We start from the raw sequence: 15,772 nt of genomic DNA, 5'->3' as shown, positions 1-15,772 counted from the left end.
CACCCCCGGCCGGAAGCCGTGGGTGCCGCCCTCGGTTCATAGGACAGGCGATCAACCAGAGGTCGATCAGAAGTCCATGTCACCGCCCGGCATGCCGCCGCCGGCCGGCGCGGCGGCCTTCTCCGGCTTGTCGGCGATGACGGCCTCGGTGGTGAGGAACAGCGCGGCGATGGAGGCGGCGTTCTGCAGCGCGGAACGGGTCACCTTCGCCGGGTCGATGATGCCCTCGGCGACCAGGTCGACGTACTCGCCGGTCGCGGCGTTCAGGCCGTGGCCCGGGGTCAGGTTGCGGACCTTCTCCACCACGACGCCGCCCTCGAGGCCGGCGTTGACGGCGATCTGCTTCAGCGGGGCCTCGAGCGCGATGCGGACGGCGTTGGCGCCGGTCGCCTCGTCACCCTCGAGCTCCAGCTTCTCGAAGACCTGGGAGGCCTGCAGCAGGGCCACGCCACCACCGGCGACGATGCCCTCCTCGACGGCGGCCTTCGCGTTGCGGACGGCGTCCTCGATGCGGTGCTTGCGCTCCTTGAGCTCCACCTCGGTGGCGGCGCCGGCCTTGATGACCGCGACACCGCCGGCGAGCTTCGCCAGGCGCTCCTGCAGCTTCTCGCGGTCGTAGTCGGAGTCGCTGTTCTCGATCTCGGCGCGGATCTGGTTGACGCGGCCGTTGACCTGCTCGGAGGAGCCGGCGCCGTCGACGATGGTGGTCTCGTCCTTGGTGATGACGACCTTGCGGGCGCGGCCCAGGAGGTCCAGGGTCGCGTTCTCCAGCTTGAGGCCGACCTCCTCGGAGATGACCTCGCCGCCGGTGAGGATGGCGATGTCGCCGAGCATGGCCTTGCGGCGGTCGCCGAAGCCCGGGGCCTTGACGGCGACGGACTTGAAGGTGCCGCGGATCTTGTTGACGACCAGGGTCGACAGGGCCTCGCCCTCGACGTCCTCGGCGATGATCAGCAGCGGCTTGCCCGACTGCATGACCTTCTCCAGCAGCGGGAGCAGGTCCTTGACCGAGGAGATCTTGGAGTTGGCGATGAGGATGTACGGGTCCTCGAGCACCGCCTCCATGCGCTCCATGTCGGTCGCGAAGTAGGCGGAGATGTAGCCCTTGTCGAAGCGCATGCCCTCGGTGAGCTCGAGCTCCAGGCCGAAGGTGTTGCTCTCCTCGACGGTGATGACGCCTTCCTTGCCGACCTTGTCCATGGCCTCGGCGATCAGCTCGCCGATCTGGGTGTCGGCGGCGGAGATGGACGCGGTGGAGGCGATCTGCTCCTTGGTCTCGACGTCCTTCGCCTGCTCCAGCAGGGCGGCGGAGACGGCCTCCACGGCCTTCTCGATACCGCGCTTCAGAGCCATCGGGTTGGCGCCGGCGGCGACGTTGCGCAGGCCCTCCTTGACCAGGGCCTGGGCGAGAACGGTCGCCGTGGTCGTACCGTCACCGGCGACGTCGTCCGTCTTCTTGGCGACTTCCTTGACCAGCTCGGCGCCGATCTTCTCGTACGGGTCCTCGAGCTCGATCTCCTTGGCGATGGAGACACCGTCGTTGGTGATCGTGGGGGCGCCCCACTTCTTCTCGAGGACGACGTTGCGGCCCTTGGGGCCGAGCGTCACCTTCACGGCGTCCGCGAGCTGGTTCATGCCGCGCTCGAGGCCGCGCCGCGCCTCCTCGTCGAACGCGATGATCTTGGCCATGTGAAGTGGTCCCTCCAGGACTGGGGGTGATTCCTTCGGACCGCGCCCGCGCCCGCGACGGACGGCTCGCCGGCCTCGTGGTTCCTTGCCCCACCCAGCCTGCGGGCCTCACCGACCCGGTCCTTCACTGTCACTCTCACCTTCAGAGTGCTAACGCCAATGATTAGCACTCGGGCATGCCGAGTGCAAGCGCCTACAGGGGTACGGCGGCCCTCGTCAGCCGCGCGCGAACACGGGTGACCGCCCCGGCCGGCCCGGCCGGCTCCGGGCACGGCGAAGGGCCCGCACCCTGTGCGAGGTGCGGGCCCTTCGGCGGAAACATTCAGGCGGTGACGCGAACCATGTCGGCCTGCGGGCCCTTCTGGCCCTGCGAGATCTCGAACTCGACCCGCTGGCCCTCTTCCAGGGTGCGGTAGCCGTCCATCTGAATCGCGCTGTAGTGGACGAAGACGTCCGCACCACCGTCGACCGCGATGAAGCCGTACCCCTTCTCCGCGTTGAACCACTTGACGGTGCCCTGAGCCATGCCTAACTCCCCTATTACTGGCCCTTGCACAGATCCACACTTCGCGGACCCGGGTCAGACCTCACCCCCCAACGGTCGGGGGCGTGCGCCGGAACGCGTCGACCGCGGCTGAATGTATCTGTCCAACTGCCGTCTGCAACAGGTCAATCGGACGAGAATTCTGGACGGCGACGGTCCGGAATGTGGTGAGAATTCGCCCGACTTCAGGGCAAGTCGGGCTCCACAAAGCACTACAAAAGCCGCATAAAGCCCGCATAGTTTGGCTACTTCTTGTCGGGCGTGCGGCATGAATGCGGGGTTCCCGACCTGTCCGACCGGGAGCGCGTTCCCCAACTCTACCGCGCTCAATCACACAGAATGGCCCCCTCCGCTTCTCTCACGGAGGGGGCCATTCAACGAACAACGAGTAACAGCCATTACCCAAGGTAATGATCAGCCGCCGGCGACCGCCGGAATGATGGAGACACCGGCGCCGTCCGGCGTGGCCGTCTCGAGGCCCTGCTCGAAGCGGACGTCGTCGTCGTTGACGTAGACGTTGACGAACCGGCGCAGCTTGCCCTGGTCGTCCAGGACGCGCGCGGCGATGCCGGTGTGGTTCTTCTCCAGGTCCTCGATGACCTCGGCGAGGGTGGCGCCCTCGGCGGTCACCTCGGCCTGGCCGCCGGTGTAGGTGCGCAGGATGGTGGGGATGCGAACGGTCACGCTCATGCGGTGGGACCTCCGGTCGGGTTCACAGGTACGGCGGGGCGGCGCCCCAGGGGCGCGAGAGCTTGGGGGCGACCAGCCCCACCGGCCCGCGGACGAAACGATAGGACGAGGCCGCTAGACGAGCCCCGCCTCGCGGAACGAGTCGAGGGTGGGACGAATCGTCGCGGTCAGCCCGGTGCCGGCCACCGCGTCCAGCGTCTTCAGGCCGTCGCCGGTGTTGAGGACCACCGTGGTCTTCGTCGGGTCCAGGACGCCGTCCTTGAGCAGCTTGCGGGTGACGCCGACGGTCACGCCGCCCGCCGTCTCCGCGAAGATGCCCTCGGTGCGGGCCAGCAGCTTGATGGCGTCGACGACTTCCTCGTCCGTGACGTCCTCCACGGCGCCACCGGTGCGGCGCGCGATGTCCAGGACGTACGGCCCGTCGGCCGGGTTGCCGATGGCGAGCGACTTGGCGATGGTGTTCGGCTTCTGGGGCCGTACGACGTCGTGCCCGGCCTTGAAGGCGGTCGACACCGGCGAGCAGCCCTCGGCCTGGGCGCCGAAGATCCGGTACGGCTTGTCCTCGACGAGACCGAGCTTGATCAGCTCCTGCAGCCCCTTGTCGATCTTGGTGAGCTGGGAGCCGGAGGCGATCGGGACGACGATCTGGTCGGGCAGCCGCCAGCCGAGCTGCTCGCAGATCTCGTACGCCAGCGTCTTGGAGCCCTCCGCGTAGTACGGCCGCAGGTTGACGTTGACGAAGCCCCAGCCCTCGCCGGCCGGGTCGCCGATCAGCTCGGAGCAGAAGCGGTTCACGTCGTCGTAGTTGCCCTCGATGCCGACGAGGTCGCCGCCGTAGACCGCGGCCATGACGACCTTGCCCTGCTCCAGGTCGTGCGGGATGAACACGCAGGAGCGGAAGCCGGCGCGGGCGGCGGCGGCGCCGACGGCGCCGGCCAGGTTGCCGGTGGAGGAGCAGGACAGGGTGGTGAAGCTGAAGGCGCGCGCGGCCTCCAGGGCTTGCGCGACCACGCGGTCCTTGAAGGAGTGGGTCGGGTTGCCGGAGTCGTCCTTGACGAACAGGCCGCCGGTGACGCCGAGTTCGGCCGCGAGGTTGTCGGCCTTGACCAGCTTGGTCCAGCCCGGGTTCAGGTTCGGCTTGTCGGCCACGTCCGCCGGGACGGGCAGCAGCGGGGCGTAGCGCCAGATGTTCGCCGGGCCGGACTCGATGCGGCGGCGCAGTTCCTCGGTGTCGTAGGCGGAGAAGTCGTAGGCGATCTCCAGCGGGCCGAAACACTCCTCGCAGGCGAAGACCGGGCCGAGCGGGACGCGGTGACCGCACTCGCGACAGCTCAGGGCCGCGGCGGGGCCGAGATCGACGGTGGAACTGCTGGAGCTTGCAACTGTCTGCACAGCCATGTGAGGCGAGGCCCTTTCTCCTCATCTTCCTCACGACGCATCTCGCCGTGAGACGGATTTGGCACCTTCCCTAGCCGGGAGCCTCGCGGAGCGATCAGCAGTGATCTACGAGAACCGACTGGAGGGTTGCCGGGGCTTCATCGGGCCGTGTCCCTCTGCCCCTCTGGATGAGCGGTATGCGGTTGTCGACGCACGCTGACCCCCGACATGCGATGGTCACCGGCGTTGTTCAAGACTGTAACCGAAGGCCAGGACAGTTGAGATAGTCGTCCGAACCGCGAGATGGATCACACGGTGCAGCCCGTGCGATCACGAACAGTGAGGAGCCGCAGACCGTGCTGGAAGAAGTCGAGCGCTGGCTGGCCACCCGCTCCTGGTCCGTGGCCGATCGCCCGCTCCACCGGATCCTCGCCGCCAAGCAGCGCACGGGCCAGACGATCAGCGTCGTGCTGCCCGCGCTCAACGAGGAGGAGACGGTCGGCGACATCGTCGCGGTCATCCGCCGCGACCTCGTGGAACGGGTCCCGCTCGTCGACGAGATCGTCGTGGTCGACTCCGGCTCCACCGACCGCACCTCCCAGGTCGCCGCCGCCGCGGGCGCCCGGGTCGTTCACCGGGACGAGATCCTGCCGCGCGTTCCGGCCGTCCCCGGCAAGGGTGAGGTGCTGTGGCGCTCCCTGCTGGTGACCAGCGGCGACATCGTCTGCTTCATCGACGCGGATCTCAGGGACTTCTCCGCCGACTTCGTCTCCGGGATCGTCGGCCCGCTGCTCACCGACCCCGGCGTGGACCTGGTCAAGGGCATGTACGACCGCCCGCTCGCCGGAACCGCGGGGCAGGGCGGCCGGGTCACCGAGCTGATGGCCCGCCCGCTGCTGAACATGCACTGGCCGCAGCTCGCCGGTTTCGTGCAGCCGCTGGGCGGCGAGTACGCGGCCCGGCGCAGCCTGCTGGAGCAGCTGCCGTTCCCCGTCGGCTACGGCGTGGAACTGGGCATGCTGGTGGACGCCCTGCACCTGGTCGGCCTCGACGCGCTGGCCCAGGTGGACGTGGGCGTGCGCAAGCACCGCCACCAGGACGGGCAGGCGCTCGGCCGGATGGCAGCCGCGATCTACCGCACCGCCCAGCTCAGGCTGGCGCGCGGCCACCTGGTGCGGCCCTGCCTCACCCAGTTCGAGCGGGGCGAGGACGGCTTCGAACCGCGCACCTACTCCGTGGACACCGAGGAGCGGCCGCCGATGCTGGAGATCGCGGAGTACGCGGAACGCAAGGTGGCGTGAACCGTTCGTATACGGCGGCGCGCCGGGCGCGACCGTACGTTTGAGCGTTTCCGGGCGGGGCTAGGTTGAGGACCATGGCTTCCACGGATGCTGCGGTCAAGAGAGCTCAGGTGCTGGTCGCGTCCAACCGCGGCCCGGTTTCGTACACGGTGGACGAGGGCGGTGCGCTGCGCGCCAGGCGGGGCGGCGGCGGGCTGGTCTCGGGACTGTCGGCCATCGGCTCGGACGCGGACTCGCTGTGGGTGTGCGCGGCGCTCGGCGACGGCGACCGCGAGGCCGTACGGCGGGCCGGCGGCGGGCTGCTGCCGGCCGAGGACAGCGGCGGGCAGCGGGTGCGGATGCTGGACATCGACGCGCGCGTGCACGCGGACGCCTACAACGGCATCGCCAACTCGGTGCTGTGGTTCGTGCATCACATGCTGTACCAGACCCCGCTGGAGCCGGTCTTCGACGCGGAGTTCCGCCGGCAGTGGGCGTCGTACGAGACCTACAACCGCGCGTTCGCCGAGGCGCTGGCCGAGGCGGCGGCCGACGGCGCGGCCGTCCTCGTCCAGGACTACCACCTGTGCCTGGTCCCCGGCATGCTGCGCGAGCTGCGCCCGGACCTGCGGATCGGTCACTTCTCGCACACGCCGTGGGCGCCGCCCGAGTACTTCCGGCTGCTCCCGGACGACATCCGCGAGCAGCTGATGGCGGGCATGCTCGGCGCCGACCGGGTGGCGTTCCTGACACAGCGCTGGGCGGACGCGTTCCGGGACTGCGCGCAGGCGGTCCTGGAGTCCGGGATGCCCGCGGACACGCGGATCGGCGTGCACGGTCTGGGCGCGGACGGGGACTTCCTGCGCAAGCGGGCGCACGAGCCGGACGTCGAGGAGCGGATGGCCGCGCTGCGCGAGGAGATCGGCGAGGGCCGCCGGACCATCGTCCGCGTCGACCGCACCGAGCTGTCCAAGAACATCGTGCGCGGCCTGTTGGCCTACCGGCAGCTGCTGGAGGACCACCCCGAGTGGCGGGAGCGGGTGGTGCACGTCGCGTTCGCCTATCCGTCCCGGCAGGACCTCGCCGTGTACCGGGACTACACAGACGCGGTGCAGCGAGTGGCCGAGGAGATCAACTCCGCGTACGGCACGGTCGGCTGGACCCCGGTGGTGCTGCACGTCAAGGACGACTTCGCGCGCTCGCTGGCCGCCTACCGGCTCGCCGACGTGGCCCTCGTCAACCCCATCCGGGACGGCATGAACCTGGTCGCCAAGGAGGTGCCGGTCGTCTCCGACGAGGGCTGCGCGCTGGTGCTGTCCCGGGAGGCGGGCGCGTACGAGGAGCTGGGCCCGCACGCGTTCGCGGTCAACCCCTACGACGTGCTGGAGACCGCGCGGGCGCTGCACGAGGCGCTGAGCCTGCCGGACGCGGAGCGGGCGGAGCGGTCGAAACGGCTGGCCGACGCGGCCACCGCGCTGCCGCCCGCCCGCTGGTTCCTGGACCAGCTGCGGGCACTCCAGGAACTTCAGCCGAGCTGAGCCGCGAGCGACCGCAGCAGGTGCACGACGCCGGCCGGGCCGTCGACCACCACGTCCGCGCGTTCCGCCAGTTCCGTGACCTCCGTGCTGCCGCTGCACACCAGCAGGCCGGGGACGCCGTCGGAGCGGAGCTTGTCGACGGCGGCGAAGGCGGGCAGGTCGCCGAGGTCGTCGCCGGCGTAGACGACGCACTCGGCGCCGGTCCTGCGGACGTGGTCGGCGAGCGCCACGCCCTTGTCCATGCCCGGCGGGCGCAGCTCCAGGACCATGCGGCCGGGCTCGACGATCAGTCCGTGCCGGGCGGCGAGGTCGGTGAGGGGGCCGCGCAGCGCCTCGAACGCGGCCTGCGGGTCGGCGGCGCGGCGGGTGTGCACCGCGACCGCCCGGCCCTTCTCCTCGATCCAGGTGCCGGGCCAGGCGCCGGCGCGGTCCAGCACGCCCGGCAGCTCGGCGCGGGCCGCCGCGACGCCGGGATGCGGGGCCGGGGCGGTGACCGTGCCGGTGACCGCGTCCCAGCGTTCGGCGCCGTAGTGGCCGAGGACGGTCAGGTGCTCCAGGCCGGGGACGCCGGCGAAGCCGCCGTAGCGGACGGCGACGCCGGCGGGGCGGCCGGTGATCACCGTGACGGAGGCGACCTTCGGGGCGAGGGCCGCGAGTGCGGGTACGGCTTCGGGGTGGGCGCGGGCCTGTTCGGGGTCGGCGACGATGGGGGCCAGCGTGCCGTCGAAGTCCAGGCCGACGAGCGCTGCGCGGGGCCTCGCCAGGAGTGCGGCGAGTCCGTCCCGGCCGGGCTGCGTGGCTGGGGTCGGCATAGGGTCCATACCGCGACAGTATCCAGCGCGGGCCGTCCTCACGCCTGGGGGCTCCGCCCGGCTGTGAAGGCGCCCTGCCAGACCTCAGCGCTCCGCTCTGCGGGACTCCCTCACCCTCCGCAGGCGGTTCACCGTCACCGGGTCCGCCGCCAGGGCTCGCTCGTCGTCCAGCAGGGCGTTGAGGAGCTGGTAGTAGCGGACCGGGGACAGGCCCAGTTGCTCGCGTATCGCGCGCTCCTTCGCGCCGGGGCCGGGGAAGCCGCGGCGCTCCAGGGCGAGGATGGCGTGTTCGCGCGGGCCGAGTTCCATGGCAGCCACCGTAGCGCCGGGCACTGACAGCGGCGGTCAGTTCCCGGCGCCGCTGTCCGCCGCCGTCGCCGTGGCCTGGAGGCGGCTGAGGACGCCGGCGGGATCGCCGCCGGGGGCGACGGCCTGGCCGATGTTCTGCTTCACGGCGGCGCTGACCGTCGCCCAGGAGGTCTTGCCGACGGGGTACAGCTCGGAGGTGGGCAGCTGGTCGAGGAAGGGGCGCAGGGCCTTGTCGGAGGCGGCGTCCGACTCGCTCATCGCCGTCGAGGCGGAGCCGGTGACCGGCAGCAGGCCGTACTCGCGGGAGAAGGCGAGGACGTTCTTGTCGCTGTAGACGAAGTCGAGGAAGTCGCCGATCTGGTCGCGGTGGCCGTTCTGCCGGAAGGCCATCATCCAGTCGGCGACGCCCATGGAGGACCGGGCCGGGCCGGTGCGCCCCGGCGTGGGCACCATGCCGAACTTCACGCCCTTCTTCTCGGCCTGCTGGATCAGCGTGGGGTGTCCGTTGAGCATGCCGACCTGGCCGTCGGCGAACGCGGCGAAGGCGTCCGCGCGGTTCAGCCTGCCGGGTGCGACCGGCCCGGTCAGGCCCTTGCCGACCAGGTCGTCCTTGAGCCAGGTGAAGGTCTGGACGTTCGGCGCGGAGTCGATGGTGTAGGTGCCGATGTCGTCGGTGTAGCCGTTGCCGTCGTTGTCGGAGCCGGCGCCGCTGAGCATCCACTGCATGGTCTCGGCCTGGGCCTCCTCGGGGCCGAGAGGGAGCGCGAAGGGGTACTTCACGCCCTTGTCCTTGAGGGCCCTGGCGTCGGCGGCCAGTTCGTCCCAGGTGGTGGGCGGGGTGATGCCGGCCTTGGCGAACAGGGTCTTGTTGTAGAAGAGCACGCGCGTGGAGGCGGCGAACGGGATGCCGTACTGCGTGTGGTTCCACTGCCCGGCCTCGGAGAGCTGGGAGAGGAAGTCGGCCTGGGTTCGTATGGAGAGCAGGTCGGAGGCCGGGTAGAGCTTGCCGGCGGCGGCGTAGTCGGCGTAGGCGCCGATCTGGGCCAGGTCGGGGGCGTGGCCGGCGGCGACCATGTCCTTCACCTTGGCGTCGACCTCGTTCCAGGAGTAGACGCTGACGTCGATCTTCACGCCGGGGTGCTTGGACTCGTACTCCTTGGCCAGGGCGTCCCAGTACTTCTTGGAGCTGTCGGCCGGGGAGTCGCCGTAGTCGGCGGCGACGAGTCTGAGGGTGACGTCGGAGGAGCCCGTGCTCCCGCAGCCGCCGAGGACCGCCGTCATGCCCAGTGCGGACACCACTGCGATCGTTCCTGCCGTACGCCGACGCACCCTCAAAACCTCAACCTTGCTGTCTGAACCGTTCAACATGTGGACACGTAAGGTCTACACCACGTGAGTGGACTAGACCTCTCCCGGGTGGGAGGGCCACACTAGGGACCGTGGTGAGACATGTCATCGCCCTCGACGTGGGCGGTACCGGGATGAAGGCCGCCCTCGTCGGCGACGACGGCGGGCTGCTCCACCGCGCCCGCCGCGCCACGGGCCGTGAGCGCGGACCGGACGCGGTGGTCGCGGCGATCCTCGACTTCGCCGCCGAGCTGCACGCGTACGGCCTCGCGCACTACGGCGAGGGCGCCGCCGCTGCCGGCATCGCGGTCCCCGGCATCGTGGACGAGGAGCGGGGCGTCGCCTCCTACGCGGCCAACCTCGGCTGGCGGGACGTACCGCTGCGCGCCCTGCTCGGCGAACGGCTCGGCATCCCGGTCGCCCTCGGCCACGACGTGCGCACCGGCGGGCTCGCCGAGGGCCGGATCGGCGCGGGCCGGGGCGCCGACCGGTTCCTGTTCGTGCCGCTCGGCACCGGGATCGCCGGCGCCATCGGCATCGACGGACGGGTGGAGGCGGGCGCGCACGGCTTCGCGGGCGAGATCGGCCACGTCGTCGTACGGCCCGGCGGGCTGCCGTGCCCCTGCGGGCAGCGCGGCTGCCTGGAGCGGTACGCCTCCGCGTCGGCCGTGAGCGAGGCGTGGGCCGCGGCCTGCGGGGACCCGGAGGCGGACGCCGCCGACTGCGCCAAGGCCGTCACGTCCGGCGATCCGAACGCCGTCCGGGTGTGGCAGGAGGCGGTCGACGCGCTCGCCGACGGCCTGGTCACCGCGCTCACCCTGCTGGACCCGCGCACCCTGATCATCGGCGGCGGGCTCGCCGAGGCCGGGGACGTGCTGTTCCGGCCCCTGCGGGACGCCGTACAGCGGCGGGTCACGTTCCAGAGACTCCCGGGCATCGTCCCGGCGGCGCTGGGGGACACGGCCGGCTGCCTCGGCGCGGGTCTGCTGGCCCGCGATCTCCTCGACCCCACCGACCCCTCGGAGGTAACCGCCTGATGGCTCCCAGCTTGGTTCTCGCAGGTGCTCGGGTGGTGCTGCCCAGCGGAGTGGTGGAGGACGGGCGCGTGTCCGTCGAGGGGACGCGGATCGTGGCCCGGGCCGCCGACAGCGCCCCGGTGATCGACGTGTCCGGCCACTGGCTGATCCCCGGTTTCGTCGACATCCACAACCACGGCGGCGGCGGAGCCTCCTTCTCCGGCACCGCCGACGACGTCCTCACGGCCGTCCGCACGCACCGCGCGCACGGCACCACCACGCTGGTCGCCTCCACCGTCACCGACGAGACGGACCTGCTGGCGCGGCAGGCCGGGATGCTGAGCGAACTGGCCGAGCAGGGCGAGATCGCCGGCATCCACTTCGAGGGACCGTTCATCTCGCCGTGCCGCAAGGGTGCGCACTCCGAGGCGCTCCTGCGCGACCCGGACCCGGCGGAGGTCCGCAAGCTGATCGACGCGGCGCGCGGCCGGGCGGTGATGGTCACGCTCGCCACGGAGCTGCCGGGCGGCGTCGACTCGGTACGGCTGCTCGCCGAGCACGGTGTCATCGCGGCGATCGGGCACACGGACGCCACGTACGAGCAGACGGTGCAGGCCATCGACGCGGGCGCGACGGTCGCCACCCACCTGTTCAACGCGATGCCCGCGCTGGGCCACCGCGCCCCCGGGCCCATCGCCGCGCTGCTGGAGGACGAGCGGGTCACGGTCGAGCTGATCAACGACGGCACGCACCTGCACCCGGCCGCGCTCCAGCTGGCCTTCCACCACGCGGGCGCGGACCGGGTCGCGTTCATCACCGACGCCATGGACGCGGCCGGCACCGGCGACGGCCGCTACATGCTCGGCCCGCTCGAGGTCGAGGTCAGCGAGGGCGTGGCCCGGCTGGTTCAGGGCGGCTCGATCGCGGGCTCCACGCTCACCCTGGACCGCGCGTTCAAGCGGGCGGTGACCGTGGACGGGCTGCCGGTGCAGGACGCCGTCACGGCCCTGTCCGTCAACCCGGCCCGCCTGCTGGGCCTGTTCGACCGCATCGGCTCCCTGGAGCCCGGCAAGGACGCCGACCTGCTCCTGGTGGACGCGGACTTCGACCTCAAGGGCGTGATGCGGCGGGGCGAGTGGGTGGTCACCCCGCCCCAACTGGCCTGATCCGCCCGCATTCTCCCCCGGCGGCGGCCTGCTCACGACTGGGCGGGCCGCCGTCTGTTTGGCATGATCGTGGACCCGGAAACCGACGGCAGGCGCGGGTGACGTGCCGCAGGGACTTCGAGGGAGGCCGGCCCGGGTGATCCTCACGGTCACGCTGAACACCGCTCTCGACCTCACCTATCGCGTGCGGTCGCTGCGGCCGCACGCCTCGCACCGGGTGTCGGAGGTCGTCGAGCGGGCCGGCGGCAAGGGAGTGAACGTGGCCCGGGTGCTGGCGGCGCTCGGGCACGAGGTGACGGTCACGGGGTTCGCGGGCGGCGGGACCGGGCGGGAGATACGCGACCGGCTGGCCGGGGTCCCCGGCCTGACCGACGCCCTCGTCCCCGTCTCGGGCCCGACCCGGCGCACGATCGCGATCGTCGACGAACTCTCCGGTGACACCACCCAGTTGAACGAGCCGGGCCCGCAGATAGCGCCCGCCGAGTGGGGCGCCTTCCTCGACCGCTACGACGAACTCCTGCCGTCCGCCTCGGCGGTGGCCCTGTGCGGCAGCCTGCCCCCGGGCGTGCCGGTGGGGGCGTACGCGAACCTGGTCCGGGTCGCCCGCGCCCACCGGGTCCCCGTGCTGCTGGACACCAGCGGCGAACCGCTGCGCCGCGGCGTGGCCGCCCGTCCCGACCTGGTCAAACCCAACGCCGAGGAACTGGCCGAACTCACCGGCTCCCACGAGCCGCTGCGCGCCACCCAGGACGCCCGCCGGCGCGGCGCCCACGCGGTCGTGGCCTCCCTCGGCCCGCAGGGCCTGCTGGCGGTCACCCCGGAGGGCCGCTGGCGCGCCGCCCCGCCGGCCGCGGTGCACGGCAACCCGACCGGCGCGGGCGACTCGGCGGTGGCGGGCCTGCTGTCCGGGCTCGTCCAGCAACTCCCCTGGCCGGACCGCCTGACCCGCGCGGCCGCCCTCTCGGCGGCGACCGTACGAGCACCGGCGGCGGGCGAGTTCGACCGGGCGGCGTACGAGGAACTGCTGGGACGGGTAGCGGTGACCGGGGTGGCCGGCGCGGCCTAGCCGTGCAGCGTGTGCTCGCCCTGCTGGAGCCAGAGCTGGTCGATCAGGGCGTTGCACTGGTCGCCGGGCTGGCAGGAGATGGAGATGGTGTTGGAGCCCTTGTTGAGGGTGGGGTACACGTAGGTCGTCGTCCAGCCGTGGGCGTAGTCGCCGTCCTTGGCGTGGGTGTAGTTCTTCAGCGGCAGTCCGGTGGCGAACGGCTTGCCGTTGATGCTGACCGTCATCTTCTGGTCCGGTCCGGCCACGCTGAAGTGCGTGAACAGGGTGTACTCGCCCTGCGCGGGGACGTCGTCGACGCTCCAGGTGATCGAGGCGCCGACCTGGTTCAGACCGCCCACGTAGGAGCCGTCGGAACTCTGCGCGCCCTTGACGTCCGAGGCCTTCGCCGCGCCGCCCGCCAGCTGGATGCCGTCGGCGGCCGCGTCGGTCTTCAGCTCGTTGTTCGCCGGTGAGTCGTTGTTCGACGGGCTCGGGCTGTGGTTCTGGGACCGGGTGGGGGACGTGCTGGGCCCGGCCTCGTTCTTCTTGTCGTCCGGGTTGCCGTTGAGCATGGCGATGCCGATGCCGATGACGACCGCGGCGACCACCGCGACCGCGCCGATCAGCAGGCCCTTGGTGTTCGGGCCGCGGCGGCCCGGTGCGGGGGGCGCGGAGCGGTGGGTGCTCGGCGGGGCGCCGCCGGGGAGGGTCTCGGGGGCCTGGTAGTAGGCGTTCGGCTGGCCGTAGCCGGCCTGCTGCTGCGGCATCGTCGGCTGGCCGTACGCCGGCTGCTGCTGGCCGTACTGACGCTCGCCCACCGTGCGCACTCTGCTGACCGAGTTCGGGTAGCCGTAACCGCCGGACGGCGGCTGAGCCCCTCTGGCCTGACCGTCGGCGTACAGGTAGCCGAACGGGTCGTCGTCCTCGGGCGTGCTCGGGCCGTTTTCGCCGGGCGTCATCCCTAGGTCTCCTCAGCGGGTGCGGGTGGATGCGGTACAGGTCTGGAAGTGCGAGCCTACCCGCTCTCGCTGCCCCAAACGGGTGACTCGGACCGCATCAGCGCGCTGACCTGGGGCTCACCCGGCGCGTCGGTGCTGTTTGGGACGAGATCGTTTCTCTACGTACATCCGCTCGTCGGCGGACTTCAACACTTCGTCCGCCGTCATGCCGCAGTGCGCCCACCCGATGCCGAAGCTGGCGCCCACCCGGACGGCCCGGCCCTCGGCCCGGATGGGCTGGATGATCTCGTTGCGCAGCCGTACGGCGAGGTCCTGGGCGTCGGCCCGGCCGAGACCGTCGGCGAGGATCACGAACTCGTCGCCGCCGAGCCGGGCGACCGTGTCGCCGTCCCGGACCCCGCGCGACAGCCTGCGCGCGACCTCGATGAGGACCGCGTCACCCGCGTTGTGCCCGAACCGGTCGTTGATCGACTTGAAGCCGTCGAGGTCGCAGAAGAGCACCGCGAGCCCCTTGGTGCCGTCGTCGCGGCCGTCCTCCGGGGCGACGGTGTGCACATGGTGGTCGTACGCGTCGTAGCCGTCCGTGCCCGGCCGGAAGTCGAAGCCGTGCCCCGCGGGCATGTCGAAGGCGGGGTGGCTGTAGGCCGCGTCCAGGGACTCCAACTCGGCGTGGGCCGGGCGCCGGCACAGCCGGGCCGCGAGGCGCGAGCGCAGCTCGGCGGAGTTCGGCAGGCCGGTGAGGGAGTCGTGCGAGGCGCGGTGGGCGAGCTGCAGCTCGCGGCGCTTGCGCTCCTCTATGTCCTCGACGTGGGTCAGCAGGAAGCGGGGGCCGTCGGCGGCGTCCGCGACGACGGAGTTGCGCAGCGACACCCAGACGTACGTGCCGTCCCGGCGGCCCAGGCGCAGCTCGGCGCGGCCGCCCTCCGCCGAGGTCCGCAGCAGGGTGCCGATGTCCTCGGGGTGGACCAGGTCGGAGAAGGAGTAGCGGCGCATCGCGGAGGCGGGGCGGCCCAGCAGGCGGCACAGGGCGTCGTTGGTGCGCAGGATGCGGCCGTGCTGCTCGCCGCCCATCTCGGCGATCGCCATGCCGGAGGGCGCGTACTCGAAGGCCTGCCTGAAGCTTTCCTCACTCGCCCGCAGGGCCTGCTGCTCGCGTTCCAGGCGGACGAGGGCGCGCTGCATGTTGGCGCGCAGCCGCGCGTTGCTGATCGCGATGGCGGCCTGGAAGGCGTACATCTGCAGGGCCTCGCGGCCCCAGGCGCCGGGCCGCCGGCCGTTGCGCGGCCGGTCGACGGATATGACGCCGAGCAGCTCACCGGAGCCGCCGCCCTGCACGCCCGGCGCGTACATGGGGGCGAAGAGGCGGTCGGAGGGGTGCCACTCGTCCTCGAAGCGCGGTGCGGGCCCGTCGGTGAACCACTGCGGTACGTCGTCGTCGTCCAGCACCCATCCCTCGGTGTGCGGGATGAAGACCAGGTCCCCCCAGCGCTCGCCCATGTTCAGCCGCCGCTCCCAGGACTCGCGGGAGCCGACCCGGCCGGTGATCAGGGCCTCGGCGGCGGAGTTCCCGGCGAACGCGGCGACGACGAGGTCGCCGTCGGGACGGACCAGGTTCACGCACGCCATCTCGTACCCGAGGGCGTGTACGGCGCCGTCGGCGACGGTCTGCAGTGTGTCGGCCAGGCTGCGTGCCGTGTTCATGTCGGCCATGACCTGGTGCAGCTGTCGCAGGGACGCAAGACGGACATACGGCTCCGACTCGGTCTCCATGCTCGCCCTCCCCCCGAGACCTCGCAGCGAATCAAGGGTTGTCTTCGGCGCTACTTAAGGGTTGCCTCTTACGGTGCTTTTCAGTTCCCCGCCACTGAATCACAGCGCGCTGCCCACTCGGTACACAGGGTCAACAATTCCTGCTTCTTGTGACTCAAGTCACAGGTGAACGTGAACAATTGAGTGGAGTTTCCGCGTTTTACCCGTGCGTTTTCTGATCGCATGCTTTG

The 15,772-nt window shown here is 71.4% G+C and carries 14 protein-coding genes and 1 riboswitch; of the genes, 5 read left to right on the top strand and 9 right to left on the bottom strand.

Going from position 1 to position 15,772, the window contains the following annotated elements:
• Positions 1-66 precede the first annotated feature (66 nt).
• From groL to thrC, 4 genes are all read right to left on the bottom strand, one after another.
• Positions 67-1,689 (bottom strand): chaperonin GroEL, encoded by a 1,623-nt coding sequence (gene groL / locus OG956_RS19255; RefSeq protein WP_014673417.1) that lies wholly within the window; start codon positions 1,687-1,689, stop codon positions 67-69.
• A 322-nt stretch (positions 1,690-2,011) separates the two neighbouring features.
• On the bottom strand, positions 2,012-2,215 hold the full coding sequence (locus OG956_RS19250; RefSeq protein ID WP_004986573.1) for a cold-shock protein: 204 nt from the start codon (positions 2,213-2,215) through the stop codon (positions 2,012-2,014).
• 432 nt (positions 2,216-2,647) lie between these two features.
• The gene (locus OG956_RS19245; RefSeq protein ID WP_330339203.1) at positions 2,648-2,923 is read right to left on the bottom strand and encodes a ubiquitin-like small modifier protein 1; all 276 of its coding nucleotides are present in this window, start codon (positions 2,921-2,923) and stop codon (positions 2,648-2,650) included.
• Positions 2,924-3,037: 114 nt separating this feature from the next.
• A complete protein-coding gene (gene thrC, locus OG956_RS19240) occupies positions 3,038-4,321 on the bottom strand; it encodes a threonine synthase (protein WP_330339202.1) in 1,284 nt (427 codons plus the stop codon).
• Between the two features lie 18 nt (positions 4,322-4,339).
• A riboswitch (SAM riboswitch) is annotated at positions 4,340-4,495 on the bottom strand.
• 161 nt (positions 4,496-4,656) lie between these two features.
• Between thrC and OG956_RS19235 the strand changes: the two genes are divergently transcribed.
• Complete coding sequence (locus tag OG956_RS19235; RefSeq protein ID WP_330339201.1) at positions 4,657-5,601, top strand: glucosyl-3-phosphoglycerate synthase; 945 nt, start codon at positions 4,657-4,659, stop codon at positions 5,599-5,601.
• A 74-nt stretch (positions 5,602-5,675) separates the two neighbouring features.
• Positions 5,676-7,118 (top strand): alpha,alpha-trehalose-phosphate synthase (UDP-forming), encoded by a 1,443-nt coding sequence (locus tag OG956_RS19230; protein ID WP_330339200.1) that lies wholly within the window; start codon positions 5,676-5,678, stop codon positions 7,116-7,118.
• Here OG956_RS19230 and otsB read toward each other — a convergent pair.
• From otsB to OG956_RS19215, 3 genes are all read right to left on the bottom strand, one after another.
• Positions 7,106-7,939: a trehalose-phosphatase gene (gene otsB / locus OG956_RS19225; RefSeq protein WP_330339199.1), complete on the bottom strand. Its 834-nt coding sequence runs from the start codon at positions 7,937-7,939 to the stop codon at positions 7,106-7,108. The two genes, OG956_RS19230 and otsB, sit on opposite strands and share 13 nt — an antisense overlap.
• A 75-nt stretch (positions 7,940-8,014) precedes the next feature.
• Entirely contained in the window at positions 8,015-8,239 is a 225-nt protein-coding gene (locus tag OG956_RS19220) for a DUF3263 domain-containing protein (RefSeq protein ID WP_330339198.1), read from the bottom strand.
• Positions 8,240-8,275: 36 nt separating this feature from the next.
• Complete coding sequence (locus tag OG956_RS19215) at positions 8,276-9,607, bottom strand: ABC transporter substrate-binding protein (protein WP_443065577.1); 1,332 nt, start codon at positions 9,605-9,607, stop codon at positions 8,276-8,278.
• Between the two features lie 74 nt (positions 9,608-9,681).
• Between OG956_RS19215 and OG956_RS19210 the strand changes: the two genes are divergently transcribed.
• The 3 genes from OG956_RS19210 to OG956_RS19200 all read left to right on the top strand — a co-directional run bounded on the left by OG956_RS19210 (position 9,682) and on the right by OG956_RS19200 (position 12,834).
• On the top strand, positions 9,682-10,623 hold the full coding sequence (locus OG956_RS19210; protein ID WP_330342886.1) for an ROK family protein: 942 nt from the start codon (positions 9,682-9,684) through the stop codon (positions 10,621-10,623).
• A complete protein-coding gene (nagA, locus tag OG956_RS19205) occupies positions 10,623-11,768 on the top strand; it encodes an N-acetylglucosamine-6-phosphate deacetylase (RefSeq protein ID WP_330339196.1) in 1,146 nt (381 codons plus the stop codon). Before OG956_RS19210 ends, nagA begins: the two co-directional genes overlap by 1 nt.
• Before the next feature lie 136 nt (positions 11,769-11,904).
• Positions 11,905-12,834 (top strand): 1-phosphofructokinase family hexose kinase, encoded by a 930-nt coding sequence (locus OG956_RS19200; protein ID WP_330339195.1) that lies wholly within the window; start codon positions 11,905-11,907, stop codon positions 12,832-12,834.
• Here OG956_RS19200 and OG956_RS19195 read toward each other — a convergent pair.
• Both OG956_RS19195 and cdgB read right to left on the bottom strand, forming a co-directional pair.
• Positions 12,831-13,772 carry a carbohydrate-binding protein gene (locus tag OG956_RS19195; RefSeq protein WP_330339194.1) on the bottom strand — a complete coding sequence of 314 codons (942 nt, stop codon included), beginning with the start codon at positions 13,770-13,772 and terminating at the stop codon, positions 12,831-12,833. The two genes, OG956_RS19200 and OG956_RS19195, sit on opposite strands and share 4 nt — an antisense overlap.
• 117 nt (positions 13,773-13,889) lie before the next feature.
• Entirely contained in the window at positions 13,890-15,542 is a 1,653-nt protein-coding gene (gene cdgB, locus OG956_RS19190) for a diguanylate cyclase CdgB (protein ID WP_330339193.1), read from the bottom strand.
• Positions 15,543-15,772 lie beyond the last annotated feature (230 nt).

Source organism: Streptomyces sp. NBC_00557 (assembly GCF_036345995.1).
In the GTDB taxonomy this organism is placed as follows: Bacteria; Actinomycetota; Actinomycetes; order Streptomycetales; family Streptomycetaceae; genus Streptomyces.
Note: the sequence above shows the minus strand (reverse complement) of the source record. Positions and strands in the feature narration are given on the sequence as shown.